Source organism: Lysinibacillus sp. BPa_S21 (assembly GCF_023337795.1).
In the GTDB taxonomy this organism is placed as follows: Bacteria; Bacillota; Bacilli; order Bacillales_A; family Planococcaceae; genus Lysinibacillus.
Map to the genome: position 1 here is coordinate 103811 of NZ_JALIRS010000007.1, position 15710 is coordinate 119520.

Sequence of the window (15710 nt, forward strand, 5' to 3'; positions counted from 1 at the left end):
CTGCTTTCATTTTTCCTATCGACTGCCCTCTACTAACTTTCGATATTCCTCTTCAATTAATTCAACATCAAGACGCTCAAACAGTGGCGTCACCTCGCTAATACTTGTTGGTAAGTCCACTTGTTCACGCCACTTCACTTCGTTGATTCCTAACATTTTTCTTACCTTCTCAGCTGAAAACGGTAAAAAAGGATGTAACAGTTGTCCAAGATTAGCGATAATATAAACACACGTGGCTAGTGTCCGATTGCCAGCTTCCACTTTGTCTTTCACTTGTAGCCACGGCTGCTGCTCGTCAAAATATCGATTAGCCGCACGTATATATTCAAAAATAGCTTCTAAAGCTTGTTTAAAATAACCCGCTTCTATATGGATCCCGACATCACCAAACAACTGAATCGTACGTTTTCGAATAGTATCATCTACCTCTGCATGGGGTACTTGGCTAGCAAACGATTTCTCTAAAAACTTCAATGTACGATTGACAAAATTACCATAAGCACCGAGTAATTCACCATTATGACTATAAATAAATTCTCGCCATGAGAAATCAGTATCACGATTTTCTGGCGCATTTATTGTTAAAAAATAACGAAGAGAATCGGCATCGTATCGACTCAAAATATAAGGTACCCATACCGCCCAGTTTTGGCTCGTTGATAATTTTCGTTTTTCTAATGTCAAATATTCGTTTGATACAATATGTGTAGGTAAGGCCTTTGCTCCTATCCCCATCAGAATAGCTGGCCATATCACTGTATGAAACGGGATGTTATCCTTACCATGAACGTAATATGAAATCGTTTCTTCATTCCACAAATCTTCAATTGCTATATTATGCTGCTTCGCCCATTCAATACTCGCTGTTAAGTAACCTGCTACAGCTTCAATCCACACATATATTTTTTTGCCTTCAAAACCTGGTACTGGCACATCTATTCCATTTGGTAAATCCCTTGTTACAGCTCGGTCCGGAACACCTTCTGCTAAGTAACGCTCTGTTAAACCTAAGGCATTGTCTCGCCAGCGTTTTTCTGCCTTCGCCTCTGCTAAATAAGTCTCCAGTCTCCCTTGAAACTGACTAAAAGCAAAATAAAAATGCTCTGTCTCCCTGATTATTGGCTCATTCCCACAAATTTTACAGCGTTTATCGATTAAATCGAGCGGATCTAAAATTGTCGAGCAATTATCACATTGGTCACCTCGCGCTTTCGCACCACAGTTCGGACAAACCCCTTCTACAAATCGGTCAGGCAAAAACTGCTTGTCTGTTTCACAGTATGCTTGTTCAATTTTCTTTTTATATAAAAAATTATTCGCTAGCAGCTGTAAAAAAATTGTCTGAACAGATTCATGATGGTGCTGCGCATCTGTTCGCGTATACAAATCATAGGTAAATCCTAAATCATTGAAGCATCTTGAAAATTCTTCATGATAATGATTAGCAATTGCTTCCGTTGTCGTATTTTCCTGTGCAGCCCGAATGGAGATCGGTGTACCATTACAATCACTTCCCGAAACATATAAAACCTTCTCGCCCTTTTGTCGGTAATATCTAGCCAAAATATCACCTGGTAATAATGCGGCGACATGCCCTAAATGCAAAGAACCATTTGCATATGGCCACGCGCCTCCAATAATAATTGTCATCCTAAGTTGCTCCCCTCGAAAAAATTAAAAAGTGTAAGGCGTGCCGATAAAAATCTATATCCCTCTCATCTGCACACCTAAAAAGTGTATAAAAAAACGCCCTAATCAAAATTGATTAGGACGAGTATACCCGTGTTACCACCTATATTTACAAATAGCTCACACTATTTGCCTCCATCAGTGCGTCTCATTTCAAATTTCAATGAGAGATACTGCCGCTGTTGTAACGAGTGCCCATCTCGTCGTAATCTACTCGCAAATTTGCTTTCGGTACGAAGCTCAAAGGTCATTTTCAAAAGGGGGCATTTACCTCATTTCCACCAACAGAGGCTCTCTATATAATGCTTATCCAATTTACTTTTCCTTATCAGTGCTTTTACTATAGATTTCCACCATTTTACTCTTTCTGCTGTTGAATTGCAATGCATGTCGATAAAACGAAAAAGTTGGGTGATAATCAGAAAATGTCGTCGATAAAATTTTATCCTAGCTTTAAACCAGGTAATTCTTTTAAACGATCAATCACTATGTCCGCTTTTTGTAATTCTGTTTCCTGCGCAAAGTCGAAACGTACACCAACTGAAAGCAACTGATTATCTTGAGCTGCCCGAATATCCGAAGAACGATCACCTACAACTGCTCCACGTTGAATGGCATTTTCCTCGATGACCTTCTTCACTAAATCAGATTTATGACCACTCGAAACAGACTGAATACTATATGTACCTTTGATAAAACGCTGTAATTGATAGGTCTCTACTATTGCTTGTAAATACTCTGTTTGTCCATTACTCGCGATGAATAACTCATAGTTTTCTGCTAAAGTAGCAAGTGTTTGCTCTGCATGTGGATACAATGCGCCCTGGCCATTACGTATTTGTTCAATAAGCTTAACATGGAATAAGGCATTACTTTCTTCACGTATCTCTAGCGTATACATAGGACATAACGTTTCCCAGACAACAGGTAATGGAACACCCATAATTTCGCGGTATTTCTCAATTGGTGTTTCTCCCTGCCACAAACCCTTTGCACGTAGAACATCGAACGTTGCCGATAACGCTGGCTCTAAAATTAGGTTTGTTTGAAATAAAGTACCATCCATATCAAAAATAATAGCTTTTTTCACAAAATCACCCCTTCTAATGTTATGAACGCTTTCTACTCTTTTATTGTTTCTCTTTAATGCCATTAAAATTTTATGCTCCCTTCAGTTCCTAAAACTAAAGGGGATCATAACTTTTAAGGCTCTAGGGGTACTACCATTTCTAATTCCTTCATTTCCTCCCAATAACACTGCTCATTCGTCTTACCTGGTTTAAGTGTAAAAGATTTCGGCATTTTCTCCATAGGAGGCAGCTCTAGAATAATATGATGTCTATTATCCTTGGTCGCACCCATTTGTATATTCTCGTGTAACTCTCCTTCACTATCAGTTACCTTAAACTCAAAAAATGGCCATTTATCATTTCTATCTAATTGGTCAGGAAAATGCAGGTTTACAACGTTAAGGAAATTTAATGTGAAAAAGCCGGATTCCAATAGCTATGGAATCCAGCTTTCATGACGACTTTTAATTAAACTCGTTATTCAACTATCGCGTGTTCGTTAGCTTAAGGTACTTCCGCGATATGAGTAAACGAAGCAAACGAGGTCATTATTTACTTTTATTTAAAGGAACGACTAATTCTAATGCCTTTATTTCTTCACTATATCCTTCACTATTTTGTCGACTTGGCTTGAGTGTAAATGATTTTGGTATCGTATCCATTGGAGGCAGTGTCAGTACCATATGATGACCATAGTTCCCAACTGCCATGCCTGATTGTAGTTTCAGTTTATCATATACCTGACCATTATCATCGACTACAGAGAAATCAAACCATGGCCAAGTATCGTTTTTATCCATTTCAGCAGGGTAATCAATCGTTAGGTCTATTCTGGTTGATAGCGGTGAAAAGGTTACTTTATCCGCTGTTAACTTATAAACTTCATCTACCGTTTTAGTTGTAACCTTTGGATAAAACTCAAACACATCGCCTTTTATTTTTTCAAGTGGGAAAGCCACCTTCAACTTGCCCTCATAGCCAAATAAGTTATCTCCATGGACCTCAATCTCAATGTTATCGCCAAATTCATTAAATTGAGAGAAGGTAAATTGATGATGTTCAATTATTGTTTTCGAGTTTAAGTCGTCCTGACCTGTTGAACCAATCGCTGGTTTAATTTCTTGTTGTCCATTAATTGTTATATAGCTAAAGCCGGCCTTTTCTTCCTTCATCGAAAGTTCTTTTTGACCTGTGTAAACTACTGTTACGATTAGCCGGTTGCCATCATAAGCTGCTTCTTTTACAGTCATCGTTAAGCCGTTTTTACTATCTTGTTTATCAATTACTGTCGTAAGTTGATCGTGTTCAATTTTCTCTGAGGCAATGTCTCTAAAATCTTTATAAATTGGACCAATTAGGGGGATATTTGATAAGGCTTCCGCCATGCCTGTTGAAACAAATCCAGAACCAAGCAAAGATAGACATAACCCACATGCAACCAAGATTGACTGTTTTATGGTTCTTCCTACTTTTCTTTTTTTCTTAGCTTGAAAAATAGCCGTCTTCTCCCTTGCCATTAGCTTTTCAACAGGTACATTAATGTTGTCGAAAGATCGATTGAATTTGTCTTTATTCATAAAGATAGCCCTCCTTTAAAATGGGTCTTAGCTCTTTTTTCGCTCGATTTAAGTGTGATTTCACGGTTCCCTCCGGATAATTCATGATGGTGGCAATTTCCTTAATGGACAGATCGTGATAATACCTCAACAAAATAATGGTCTTAACAGTAGGATTTAAGAATTTAAAGGCTTCTGATAAATCCATTGAATGCATGATAAAATCAACATTTTCAGAAGCGATTAATTCAGTAAAGATTTCCTCATTATCTGTAGTAAAATGGCGGGACTCTTTACGAATAAAATCAATGGATTTAAATACTAGAATTTTTGTAATCCAACTCGAAAAACTTTCAGGCTTTTTTAATGTCTTTATGGAAATATAGGCTGTATAAATTGTTTCCTGATAGACATCAAGAGCATCTTGTTCATTTCTAACATATGCATAGGCTGTTCGGTACAGCTTTTGTCGAACAGAACCAATCAGTTGTTCAAATGCTTCATCATCACCTTTTTTTGCTTTTTTCACTAATTTTGCTAGATCCATTTTGGTTCTCCTCTCCGTTACACAAAAAAGTCGAATGAGGAAGTAAATCGGTTGCAAAATAATTAAATGTATTAAAATTGTTATCCATTATCTTTTTCCATTTCCTTTAGCCTACGATAAAATGCCGCCTGGCTGATTCTTGTAATTGCACATATCTTCTTTACAGTTTAATGGTAGTTTTACGTAATTCAATGGCATGATTCATACCTTGATGCTTTTCTGTATATTTTTTAACCCTTCCTCGATATTCCCCCTTTTGTTTGGCCAATTTAATTCCTGAACGTTGCTTCTCTTTAATCATTTCTCGATCAAGTTCACTAAAGGCTGCCATTACCGTTAAAAAGAATTTACCAGTTGGTGTTCTGGTATCTATTCCTAAGTTTAAAATAACAAAGTGTATATCTCTTTCTCTAAGTTGTTCAACACGTTGCAAAAAAAAATAGATGTCCTCCTTTTTACAGATAGAGACACCCATTTTTCTATTTTAATCAAAAAACTCCATATGCATTTTTCCTTCTTATAATAATCCAATCGTTCCTGTAAAGTTCCTGTATGAAATTCGAATTTATGACCATCTGGATCTGTGAAGTAAATTGATTTTTTATCTCGTACATCTCGTTGTCTGCCTTCCAAAATAGTTACATTAAGTTGGATTAGCTTCTCATACATGTTGTCAAAATCGTCCTCCTGAATCGAAAACGCTATATGTGTATAGGATTGATGTATTTCATTACGAGGAATATCCTTTTCAACATTAAGTGCAAGCCACAGCCCATTTACATCAAAATAGGCTGTGCTTCTACCTTTCACTAATAATTTTGCATCAAAAACCTTTTCATAGAACACGATGGATTCCTCTAAATTTGAGACTGAAAATAATAAATGATTTATGTTTTGGATTGTCATGCGTGTGTCCCCCGACTATGAAATCGCTGATAAAAGTGTGATTATCGCTGATAAACTTTTGAAAATCGCTGATAAAGTGTCATTTGCGCTGATAAAGCTTTCAATATCGCTGATATCTCGCTCACCCTCATTCCAAGTTGCGTTTAATTTGATTTTTTCCCTTTCCTTCCTTTCGCAATTTGCTTTGATTTGCGTTGCTCATTTAATTTTGCTTGTGCATTTGCTTTTCGTTCGATAAAAGCAAGCTCCCTTTGCAATTTAAAGTAACTTTGGAGACGTCCTTGTTCAAGCGCACCATCTGTAATGGCTTGCTGTACAGCACAATGAGGCTCCTTCTGATGTTTACAATCCCTGTAGCGACAGGCTGCAGAAAGTTCCTCTATATCTTGAAAACTAGAGGATAGGCTATCACTCTGATCCCACAATTGTAACTCTCGCATTCCAGGCGTATCAATTAAACAGCCGCCGCCTGACAATAGAACTAACTCTCGATGTGTGGTTGTATGGCGCCCCTTCGCATCATCTTCACGAATACCTGAAACTTTCATAAGCTCCTCACCACTAAGAGCATTTGTTAATGTGGATTTCCCAGCACCAGAAGAGCCGAGCAATGCTCCTGTCACACCTTCTGTAAATAGCGCACGAATATCTTCTAAGCCCTCACCTGACAGAGCACTAGTCACAAAAATATCCACACCGAACGCTACAGACTCAACCTCACTTATCTTACTTGAAACATCTTCACAGAGATCAGCCTTCGTCAAGACAACGATTGGCTTCGAACCCGAATCCCACGCTGCTACTAAATAACGTTCTAAACGGCGAATATTAAAATCAGCATTTAAACTCATCACTAGAAGCACGATATCCACGTTCGATGCTACAATCTGTTCTTGTATTTCCAGCCCCGCTGCCTTGCGGGAAAACACTGATTTTCGTGTAAATAATTTATGAATAATCGCCTTGTCCTCACCCGGCATTTTCTCAACTAGCACCCAATCCCCAACTGCCGGGAAATCCTCACGCGCTAATGATGTATACGCGTAATGTCCAGCGATCGTTGCCAGCCACTCTCCTTCTTCAGCCAGTACACGATAGGAATGCTTATGCTCTAAGGTAACCCTTGCCGGTACACAATTCGCCAGCTTAGCCTCCCGTTTAAATCCAATCATTTGCTCTTCAAAATATGTTGAAAATCCTAAAGTTGTTAAATTCAATTCGTCTTCCTCCTAAATGTGCATATCATTTGTCATCAATCGTTAAAAACATAAAAAACCTTGTCTCTGCGCAATTCGGCAGTTACAAGGTTTCACAGGCACATTTAAGAGCATATACAAATCACCACTATTGTGATCTACAATGCGTGGTCAAATAATATATTTTAGGCGTGTGAAATTGAACAAACCGAATTGCTGTTCGTTAAAAGCGGCTCTATTCATCATGTCACATCACCTACTTCCGATTTTGTTAGTTTCAATATAACGAAATATTCAGTAACTGTCAATATAAGGACTACCACCAAAATTTATGGTTGATTTCCGTTCCGACTTACTTACATAGTATATGTTTTAACAAATGTCATCCACGAGTGATGCGCCCAATGTAATCTAACAAGCATTTATCTCCCACCTCCCTGCATACAATAAACAAGACCACTATTGGCAAAGGAGATGTTGAATTGTCAAAAATCATTTCGATCAGTACATACAAGCCACCGTACACATTACAACAGACAAATGCAGAGGAGCTAACGAAGGAGCTATTTCATGCAAAAATCCCTAAATTAGAACGCTACTTAAAAGTGTTTGAGAATGGTGGTATTGCAACACGTCATTTTTGTGTGCCACCTGAATGGCATCGCACTGATCATTCCTTTGAGGAACGTAACAATTTATATATTGAGCTAGCTACACAATATAGCGTTGACGTTATTCAAGCTTGTTTACAAAATGAAGCGTTTTTACAATCACCGATTTCTCCTAAAGATATTGATGCCATTATTTTTGTGAGTAGCACAGGCATTTCCACACCAAGTATTGATGCACGGGTTATGAATCAACTTCCTTTTTCAGACAGGCTTAAGCGTATTCCACTTTGGGGGCTTGGCTGCGCTGGTGGTGCGGCCGGTGTTAGTAGAGCCTATGATTTTTGTCGTGCCCATCCGGAAGCAAAAGTTCTTGTCGTTTGTGTTGAGCTTTGTAGTCTAACCTTTCAGCCAAATGATTTTTCAAAAAGTAATTTAATCGGTGCCTCTCTTTTTGCAGATGGGGCAGCATGTATACTCGTCTGTGGAGATGAAGTGAATATCGACGTTAAAAAATCAATCCCTACTATTATTGGAACCGGCTCTAAGTGGATGCCGGATTCAGAAAATGTTATGGGGTGGAATATTAAAAATAATGGTCTACATGTCGTTTTTCAGAAGAGTATTCCTGCCATCATCACCAATTGGCTCGGCCCATTCATTGAACAATTTTTATTGGAACATGAACTTTACAGTGAACAGCTCAATCATTTCATTGCACATCCTGGCGGTAAAAAAGTGTTAACAGCTTATGAAGATACTCTCTATCTAGCTCCCCAAAAAACCGACATTTCTCGGGAAATATTAAAATATCATGGAAATATGTCGTCTCCTACGGTGCTATATGTATTAGAGCAATTTATGTTAAACGAAGGACAAGTAAAGGATAATGGTTTGCTCGTCGCTCTCGGCCCTGGCTTCTGTGCAGAAGCTGTATTACTTAAATGGAGGGAGTAGCATGATTGTTTACATTATTTTAATCCTAGTCATTCTACAAAGATTGACAGAGGTTTTCATTGCAAAACGCAATGAAAATTGGATGCTTTCGCAAGGGGCATATGAAGTTGGCTCCTCTCATTATCCATATATGGTTTCTTTGCATGTCGGTTTTTTCCTATTTTTAATTATTGAAGTAGTTACTAATCACAAAAGTGTATCGCCTTTATTTCCGATATTGTTCTTATTATTTATTGCCGTTCAAGCTTTACGTATTTGGTGTATTCGGTCGTTAGGGTCCTTTTGGAACACAAAAATACTCATATTGCCTAATGCAAAAGTGGTACGGAAAGGTCCTTACACATTTATGCGTCATCCTAATTACGCCGTTGTTTGCTTAGAAATTATTCTACTGCCTTTAATGTTTCAAGCATACTTCACAGCATTTTGCTTTACACTTTTAAATGTGACCATGCTGTCCGTGCGTATTCCAGTTGAGGAAAAAGCTTTACGGGATGCGACGAATTATAATCATGTATTTCAAAAGAAGATTTCGGAATCCTAGCCGAAATCTTCTTTGTTATTCAATGCAGAAAAAAATTTCCTTCGTTTGAAGAGAGTTGCCTGTATTCCCTCATAACATAAATGGCTGTTTCAAAAGTTCTTTACTTTCGAAACAGCCCTCACCAAATTAATTTATTTCGTTTTATGAACATTTATTTCTAAAGTTAGCTCGTTCAATTTATGCTCTAATTCACCAAGCAAACGTAACTTATGATTCAATTGCTTCTCAAATTCAATTGATTGGGCCAATACCTTATTCACTTGGGTATCTAAGTGTGAAAGAACCCCTGCATTCAAGATCGTTTTCCCACCTCGTGAAAAGTTTTGTTTTTTCATATCCGCTAATTCTTCTGATAATTTTTCTATCTCTCTGCTTTTTCCTTCTATTTCTTTGGCCAAATGCTTATGAAGGTCTTCTGAATTAGCTTGCTCTATACGGGATCTTTCAAAGGCTTCAATGATAGTCTTCATTTGTTGGCTTATATCTTTTGTAAAATCATTTAACTTATTTTCAAAGACATCCACTATAGTCTCATACTTAGCATCTAAATTTGTAGAATGTAATTCATCTTTAGTGAATTTTAATTTTTCCTTCATTAGCTTATTTTCTACACGCAATTCTTCTAATTCTTTTAATAAACCCTCTATAGAAGCAAGTTGTTTTTTCTTTTGGATTTCCCTTGCTTGTATATCATCATAGTAAGTTTTCATTTTTCTTTCATGGTCTCTCTTCTGCTTTAAAACCTCCATCGAAAGCTCTTTTTTCTGCTTTGTTAATTCAACATTTTCTCGCTCTAGTCTCAGTACTAGTGAATAATAATCACTATCTCTTAGCCTTTTAACTTCATTTTTATATTTCGCTAATTCCGCTCTTAAAAAAATGATCATCTGCTGAAGTTGAATAGGATCATTGTTATTAACAATATCATTATCCACACTTGCACCTCCTATCACGACAAACTTTTAAGTAAACGAATGACCTCTTCAAATTGCTCCTTACTCTCCTCTAACATTTCATCAAGCTGCTTAATAAGCTTCATTTCTAATTCTTCATCGTCAATTTCTTCAGCTTTGCTCTTTTCTCCAGATAGTAAATAGGCAAGAAGTAGATTCAACGTGCCTTTTTCAAGATAAGCGAAGCTATTATTTTCCACACTATTTTTGGTAGGTAGATTCGCAAGCTGTTCCTTCATTAGTTGATGGACAACATTATCTATTTTTTGATTTATATTTTCAGACTCACTCATTTTCATCCTCCTGTGTATGACTAATTCCATTGAGATTAATAGGATTTAAGACAACAGCACCATCTTTTAGCTGATCACAATATGTAAAACCCATGATACTTCCCGAATAAGAAAAATTATGACCCCATTTGATTTGAAAGTTAGGGAATGAAAGTGTTTCGTTTGGCTCTAATGTTGTTTTCCCTATAGGTCTAAGCCAGAATTCCTCCTTGCTTGATTGATCATTGATTCGCTCCCAGCTACTGTTTCCTTTTAAATTCGGTGCAAAATGTTCATAGACATACCTTCCAGAGAAAGAGAATGGAGAGTCTTCAGGCAGTTTTATACATAGATACGGATTTGTTATAGGCTGACTACCTATATTGCGAATATGATAAGAGCCCAAGCATAAGCTTTCCTCATCAGGATGATAAGAAATATTGAACGAGGATGTGAAATAACTAATGATGTTGACACTATCCGGAATAATAAGCTTCTCAACCGTTTTTTTAATTTCATGAACATAAAAATCCGTTTGTTCTTTTAGTTCATTTATTTTTCCTTCAACACGATCGATGCGAGTAATCATAATCAGTACCCCCTTACTAATAGTATTTAATTAATCAAAGTAAACTCAATATGTGACAACTTCGTCCTTTCATAAAAAAAAAGAGAGGATTAACCTCTCTTTACAATATGACTTTCTTCTATGTGTTAGTACTATTAACCGACAGGTGGGAATATAGCAGGGCACTGCTGTGGGCGAACTACACCCGGACATGCGAATGGTAATTCTGCTCTTGGCTCGCAGAAAGTCGCTAAGAATTCCACAGTTACTGGGAATGTAGACTGAATACTTTGGCAAACTGAAACTGTAATTGTTAATGCAGAAAACGTAATTGTGCCTGCTCCTGCTGTTAATGTTCCTGTTGTACACACGAAACAATCTAAATCTGTGAATAAAATTTCTACATCTGTCCCTGTTGGTGCACATAATGTAACTTGTTCGCAACGAGAAAGCGGAATAGTATTGCTTGTGAACATAGTGCCGTTTGGTAAGCAAACAACTATTGTAAGAATAAAGTTCTTTTGAATAGTTAAATTTTGAAGACAAACAGTTGAACCATCAATGGAGAATTGTCGATTCTCACGGTTCAAGATAACAATAGGATTAGTTGTTGCTGGAACTACCTTACATGTAGCTACTGCGCCTGTTAAATCAGTAGTTGCCGTTACTCCTGGAAAAGTAATTGGTCCAGTTGGAGAAAAATCAAACGACATTTCCTTTACAATCCAGTCGAATACCTTATCGACGTTGATACAAATTAGTTCCTGCGCCTGGGATGGCATATTCTCTAGCATCCTTTTGACACCTCCATAAATTTTTTATCTTTCGTTTGTATCATATGTTTTTTAGCTATAAGTGTATGGGCTAACAAATATTTTTACTTTGATTTTTAATCAATTATGCTTCGTCACAATTGTGCTCGGAATCAGCTTTGTACTTAGGCCAGCATGTGAAAGCGAAGCGACAGCAACACGGTGTTGGTTGAACAGTAGCTTAAATCCGCATTCATCTCACCACCTATAGAGGAAGACTGCAGCTGAAAGAATTTAAAATACTCCAGTTTGTAACGTTTCTGCTTTCATCTTCTCTTATATAAGAGAAACTAAAATATTCGAAAGGACCGGTATATTTGTAACAGAAAGTAAATATTTTTAATAAAATATTAATGGACTGAAAGGGGTGAAATGCAATGGAAGATTCAAAATTGTACGCCACTCAAGACATTGAAAAATTGAAGCAAAAGGTAGAAGCATACAAAGACACGTTAACTTCATTAAAAATAGGAACTCCACTTGAAGATTACTTATTTATGAAAATGGATTTTGATGAGATTAAAACGCAAATGGCACTTTTAGAAGAGCTAACGGAAACAATAGATGATAAGCAAGAAAACCCACAAATTAAAGGCTATGAGGAACAGATAAAACTTCTGTCGGCACAAATTGATTCCCTGAATCAAACGATTGAGGACATGAATCGAGAAATACTAATGGTATTAAACAAACTACTCACGATTGAAAATACCGAAGCTACTACCACTCCATCTAAAACGGAAAACACATCTAAATTTTTCGCTAACATAGCACAAAGAGATTCGATCATTACAGAAACAGCAAGCCAATCAGCGACTGCATCAACACAACCATCTTATAAAATGCTACAAAGTCTGGCAGGTAAAGCAACAAATACGCAATTAGATGTAAATAATAGTAAACCTTCTACTCACAACGGAAATCAAAGAGATGTACCCGAGGAACGCCATTTTAATCAACAATACTTTCAATCAATAAATACTTATCCAAGCCAAATATATAACGGCTTATATAGAAATACCTCAACCGAATCCACATTCCATTTTAAACACGCTACGAGTACACAGGAAATTCCAGTTAATATGAATGAACCTACCTTACCACCTGACGATGACGCAACTCCTGAGAATTACAGAAAAAAAAATACGGCTGTCACTCTAGATGAAATGAACTCTGAAATAACACATGAGGCTGATCATCATAAAGCATTTGAAAATGTTAATGAATCTGTCATTCTTGAAGCAGCTGAAACCGTTAATGAGTCTGTCATTCTTGAAACAGCTAAAAATGTTAATGAGTCTGTCATTCTTGAAGCGGTTGAAACGGTTGATGAGACTGCCACTCTTGAAACTGCTAAAGTGGTTAACGAGCAAGAGGACACACATAAATCACCTATTTTAAAAAGTGATGAATGTGATAAAATTTTCGAACCTACATTAGGGGAAGTATATGAAACCCAAGCACAAATTGAAGAAGTAAACAAGCAACCCGAGCTAAAAGAAGAATCTTCTGAAGAAAGCCAGAAAAAAGATAAGGGTTCTTTGTTTTTCAATTTCTTTCGAAAATGGAGTTAGTTTAAAGTTGTGGTGTACAGAGTCTATGGAGATTTTACGATAAATCCGTCCAATACGTATGAAAATACATATTGGACTTTTTTTCTGTTCAAATCAATTATGCCCGAGCATAATGCGTCTGGAATCGGCTTTGTGCTTAGCCTGGTAAATTTTTTTGTGCGAAAGCGTAGCGACAGCAACAGATGTTGTTTGTGCGAAAGCGTAGTGTAACGTAGCGACAGCAACAGATGGCTTTTGTGCGAAAGCGTAGCGGCAGCAACAGATAAATTGCTACAGGACGTGCCATTCTTAGACTGAGTCCCCCTATTTCAGCAGGTTTTAGACACCTATTGATATAAGTTAACCAATTTAGCCGGACATCAATTTCATTACGAATACTTGCCATTAACAATCTCTAAAGAATCATCAATATCTTCGCATATAAAAATTGCAATAGAGTTAATTGCCCTCACCCTATAAGCTTAGCTGAATAGAATAATGAAGAAAGGGGGTGTAAAAATGTGTATGAATTGTATGAATTCAGCGTGCAGCGGCTGCGCAAATCAAAATAATCAGTGTACTGCACTTGGTCCTTTTGAAGCTATAGAGGCTGCATGTATTACGACTCCACCAGCAACAGGCTCTATCATCCCATTCGCATCAGGAATAGTTCCTGTTGTTTTAACATCAGTCCTTGGTGGCGCGATCGGTACAGTAAGTCTGGTAGGATTCGGTACGTCTATTCCAGGGGTGACTCTTACTGGTACAAATATAGATTTAACAGCCGCTACAGGAACAGAAGCCTTTTCAGTTCCACGTGCTGGTACTATTACATCTATTTCTGCATCATTGTCTGCAACAGTTGCTGTAACCCTTACAGGAACAGCAACAGTCAGAGCACAAATTTACCGCGCGGTAGCGGGAAGTAATGTTTTCAGCCCTACAACAGCATTTGTTGATTTAGCTCCAGCTCTGTCAACAATAGCAGTAGGTACTATTACATTTGGTACTGCAAACGTTGCACCAGTGCCAGTAGCTGCTGGTGATCGCTTATTAATGGTGTTCTCTATTACTTCCTCAGGGATTGTTGCTTCTGTTACTGGTAACGCAAGTGCAGGAATTAATATTGTGTAAAAAATTATGTTCGTAAGTTAGATTAAAGCTACCATATAATATCATTATCCGTATAACAGACGATATTTCTTGAAAAAACAATTTCAAAAGTAGGTGATTTTCTCCTAAACGGAAAATCACCTACTTTTCGTTCTAACATATATTTTTCATTTCGCCAAAGCAATTTGAATATGAGCAAGATGATGCTTCCCGTGCCAAGCATATAAGGCTACGGCTTTTTCAAGCGTCATTAATCCTAAATCAGGATGGTTAAATGCTCGTTGTAATTGCTCTGCTGTTAAGCTTTCCAGCAAATAAACCCAGCGTGCATGCAAGCCATCAATCACTTTATAAGATGCCGAAACTGGCATTTCTGAATCCGGAAGCTGTGCCCATTCCACTTCGTCATAAGGTTTAATTGTCGGAGTATCCTCTGTCAAAGCTAGCTTAAAACGGATATAGCTATTCATATGACTATCTGCAATATGGTGGACAAGCTGCGTAACCGTCCAGCCATTTTCTCGGTAGGATTTCGTTAATGCTTGTTCACTTGCCCCGTTAAGTGCCTCTGCTAGATGTGTCGGTAATAGACGAATATCCTCTATCCATTCCTTTATTTGCTGCGCTGTCACTACTTCCGGAAATTGAAATTGTCCAATTGGATATCGTAAATCGGTCATGTAGCTATCCTCCATTTCTATTTTCTTACTTTTTATATTACCAATTTTATATTTTTCACGCTATTCACATTCATTCTTTAAAGTAAAACCCTCATTTTGTAAGAATTTCAGCTTACAAAACGAGGGTCACATTATGTTGAATATGGACTTTTTATTCAGTAACGTCATAAATTAACGTATCAAAATAGCTCCCATTTGTATAAAGTAAAATTGCCCATTCTCCAGGCTTCGGGATTATTACACTTGAAGGTGCATGAGCATCTGCACCATTAACAGGTCCGCCAAGCCCTATAGTCCAACCATCTACTAAAATAGGATGCACTGTTTTAGAATCTTTATGATACCCGACAATTGTTAACTTAGTATCATGACCTTCTTCAATTCCCCAAATATGCCACATCCATTTTTGAGTGTTTAAACTCGGCATATCGACACCAATAACACCTGATTTATTTGCATTACCGATAATACCTCTCTCTCCAAATTCAGCTGCCTTTTGGCCCCAATCAATTGATTTAAAGTCACTTTCTTGCACAAAGTCAGGTAAATCATTTGGTAGAGCAATCGTTTTCTCGCTCATTGTACAGCCTACCAACAATAACAACAATGTTACCATAAGTACCCATCGCCTCATTACTACACTCCCTACAAGTTATAGTTATTTCCTATGAAACGAATGTATTGCA

The 15710-nt window shown here is 37.4% G+C and carries 16 protein-coding genes, 2 pseudogenes and 1 other annotated feature; of the genes and pseudogenes, 4 read left to right on the top strand and 14 right to left on the bottom strand.

The genetic code is table 11. The features are described 5' to 3' along the window. Positions 1–15: 15 nt before the first annotated feature. The 8 genes and pseudogenes from metG to rsgA form a co-directional block, all read right to left on the bottom strand. Positions 16–1650: a methionine--tRNA ligase gene (gene metG / locus MOK21_RS15100; RefSeq protein WP_249074824.1), complete on the bottom strand. Its 1635-nt coding sequence runs from the start codon at positions 1648–1650 to the stop codon at positions 16–18. 113 nt (positions 1651–1763) lie between these two features. After that, positions 1764–2030, bottom strand: a binding site (T-box leader). 101 nt (positions 2031–2131) lie between these two features. Next, positions 2132–2779, bottom strand: coding sequence for an NIF family HAD-type phosphatase (locus MOK21_RS15105; RefSeq protein WP_249074825.1), 648 nt, complete (start codon positions 2777–2779; stop codon positions 2132–2134). A 113-nt stretch (positions 2780–2892) separates the two neighbouring features. Next, the gene (locus MOK21_RS15110; protein ID WP_249074826.1) at positions 2893–3192 is read right to left on the bottom strand and encodes a hypothetical protein; all 300 of its coding nucleotides are present in this window, start codon (positions 3190–3192) and stop codon (positions 2893–2895) included. Between the two features lie 115 nt (positions 3193–3307). Next, a complete protein-coding gene (locus tag MOK21_RS15115) occupies positions 3308–4336 on the bottom strand; it encodes a DUF4179 domain-containing protein (RefSeq protein ID WP_249074827.1) in 1029 nt (342 codons plus the stop codon). Continuing rightward, positions 4329–4862 (bottom strand): sigma-70 family RNA polymerase sigma factor, encoded by a 534-nt coding sequence (locus MOK21_RS15120; RefSeq protein ID WP_249074828.1) that lies wholly within the window; start codon positions 4860–4862, stop codon positions 4329–4331. The genes MOK21_RS15115 and MOK21_RS15120 overlap by 8 nt, the downstream gene beginning before the upstream one ends. Positions 4863–4942: 80 nt before the next feature. Further along, positions 4943–5295: pseudogene (locus tag MOK21_RS15125) on the bottom strand (recombinase family protein); the annotation flags it as partial. Positions 5296–5348: 53 nt separating this feature from the next. Then, positions 5349–5768, bottom strand: a pseudogene (fosB, locus tag MOK21_RS15130) (metallothiol transferase FosB); the annotation flags it as partial. Positions 5769–5911: 143 nt separating this feature from the next. Next, entirely contained in the window at positions 5912–6985 is a 1074-nt protein-coding gene (gene rsgA, locus MOK21_RS15135) for a ribosome small subunit-dependent GTPase A (RefSeq protein WP_249074829.1), read from the bottom strand. 461 nt (positions 6986–7446) lie between these two features. Here rsgA and MOK21_RS15140 point away from each other — a divergent pair, with 461 nt between their 5' ends. Together MOK21_RS15140 and MOK21_RS15145 are read left to right on the top strand one after the other, a co-directional pair. After that, the gene (locus MOK21_RS15140) at positions 7447–8529 is read left to right on the top strand and encodes a type III polyketide synthase (RefSeq protein WP_249074830.1); all 1083 of its coding nucleotides are present in this window, start codon (positions 7447–7449) and stop codon (positions 8527–8529) included. A gap of 1 nt (position 8530) precedes the next feature. Beyond that, a complete protein-coding gene (locus MOK21_RS15145) occupies positions 8531–9073 on the top strand; it encodes an isoprenylcysteine carboxyl methyltransferase family protein (protein ID WP_249074831.1) in 543 nt (180 codons plus the stop codon). A gap of 131 nt (positions 9074–9204) precedes the next feature. Here the strand turns inward: MOK21_RS15145 and MOK21_RS15150 are convergent, their stop codons facing one another. The 4 genes from MOK21_RS15150 to MOK21_RS15165 form a co-directional block, all read right to left on the bottom strand. After that, a complete protein-coding gene (locus tag MOK21_RS15150) occupies positions 9205–10008 on the bottom strand; it encodes a hypothetical protein (RefSeq protein WP_249074832.1) in 804 nt (267 codons plus the stop codon). A gap of 14 nt (positions 10009–10022) precedes the next feature. Continuing rightward, positions 10023–10319, bottom strand: coding sequence for a hypothetical protein (locus MOK21_RS15155; protein WP_249074833.1), 297 nt, complete (start codon positions 10317–10319; stop codon positions 10023–10025). Continuing rightward, positions 10312–10887 (bottom strand): hypothetical protein, encoded by a 576-nt coding sequence (locus tag MOK21_RS15160; protein WP_249074834.1) that lies wholly within the window; start codon positions 10885–10887, stop codon positions 10312–10314. The genes MOK21_RS15155 and MOK21_RS15160 overlap by 8 nt, the downstream gene beginning before the upstream one ends. Positions 10888–11021: 134 nt before the next feature. After that, positions 11022–11660, bottom strand: coding sequence for a BMQ_0737 family morphogenetic spore coat protein (locus MOK21_RS15165; RefSeq protein WP_249074835.1), 639 nt, complete (start codon positions 11658–11660; stop codon positions 11022–11024). Between the two features lie 395 nt (positions 11661–12055). Between MOK21_RS15165 and MOK21_RS15170 the strand changes: the two genes are divergently transcribed. Both MOK21_RS15170 and MOK21_RS15175 read left to right on the top strand, forming a co-directional pair. Then, on the top strand, positions 12056–13252 hold the full coding sequence (locus MOK21_RS15170; protein ID WP_249074836.1) for a hypothetical protein: 1197 nt from the start codon (positions 12056–12058) through the stop codon (positions 13250–13252). 498 nt (positions 13253–13750) lie between these two features. Then, entirely contained in the window at positions 13751–14365 is a 615-nt protein-coding gene (locus MOK21_RS15175) for an exosporium glycoprotein BclB-related protein (RefSeq protein WP_249074837.1), read from the top strand. A gap of 146 nt (positions 14366–14511) precedes the next feature. Here the strand turns inward: MOK21_RS15175 and MOK21_RS15180 are convergent, their stop codons facing one another. Then, on the bottom strand, positions 14512–15024 hold the full coding sequence (locus MOK21_RS15180; RefSeq protein ID WP_249074838.1) for a YfiT family bacillithiol transferase: 513 nt from the start codon (positions 15022–15024) through the stop codon (positions 14512–14514). A gap of 151 nt (positions 15025–15175) precedes the next feature. Beyond that, on the bottom strand, positions 15176–15658 hold the full coding sequence (locus MOK21_RS15185; RefSeq protein WP_249074839.1) for a hypothetical protein: 483 nt from the start codon (positions 15656–15658) through the stop codon (positions 15176–15178). Between the last annotated feature and the right edge of the window lie 52 nt (positions 15659–15710).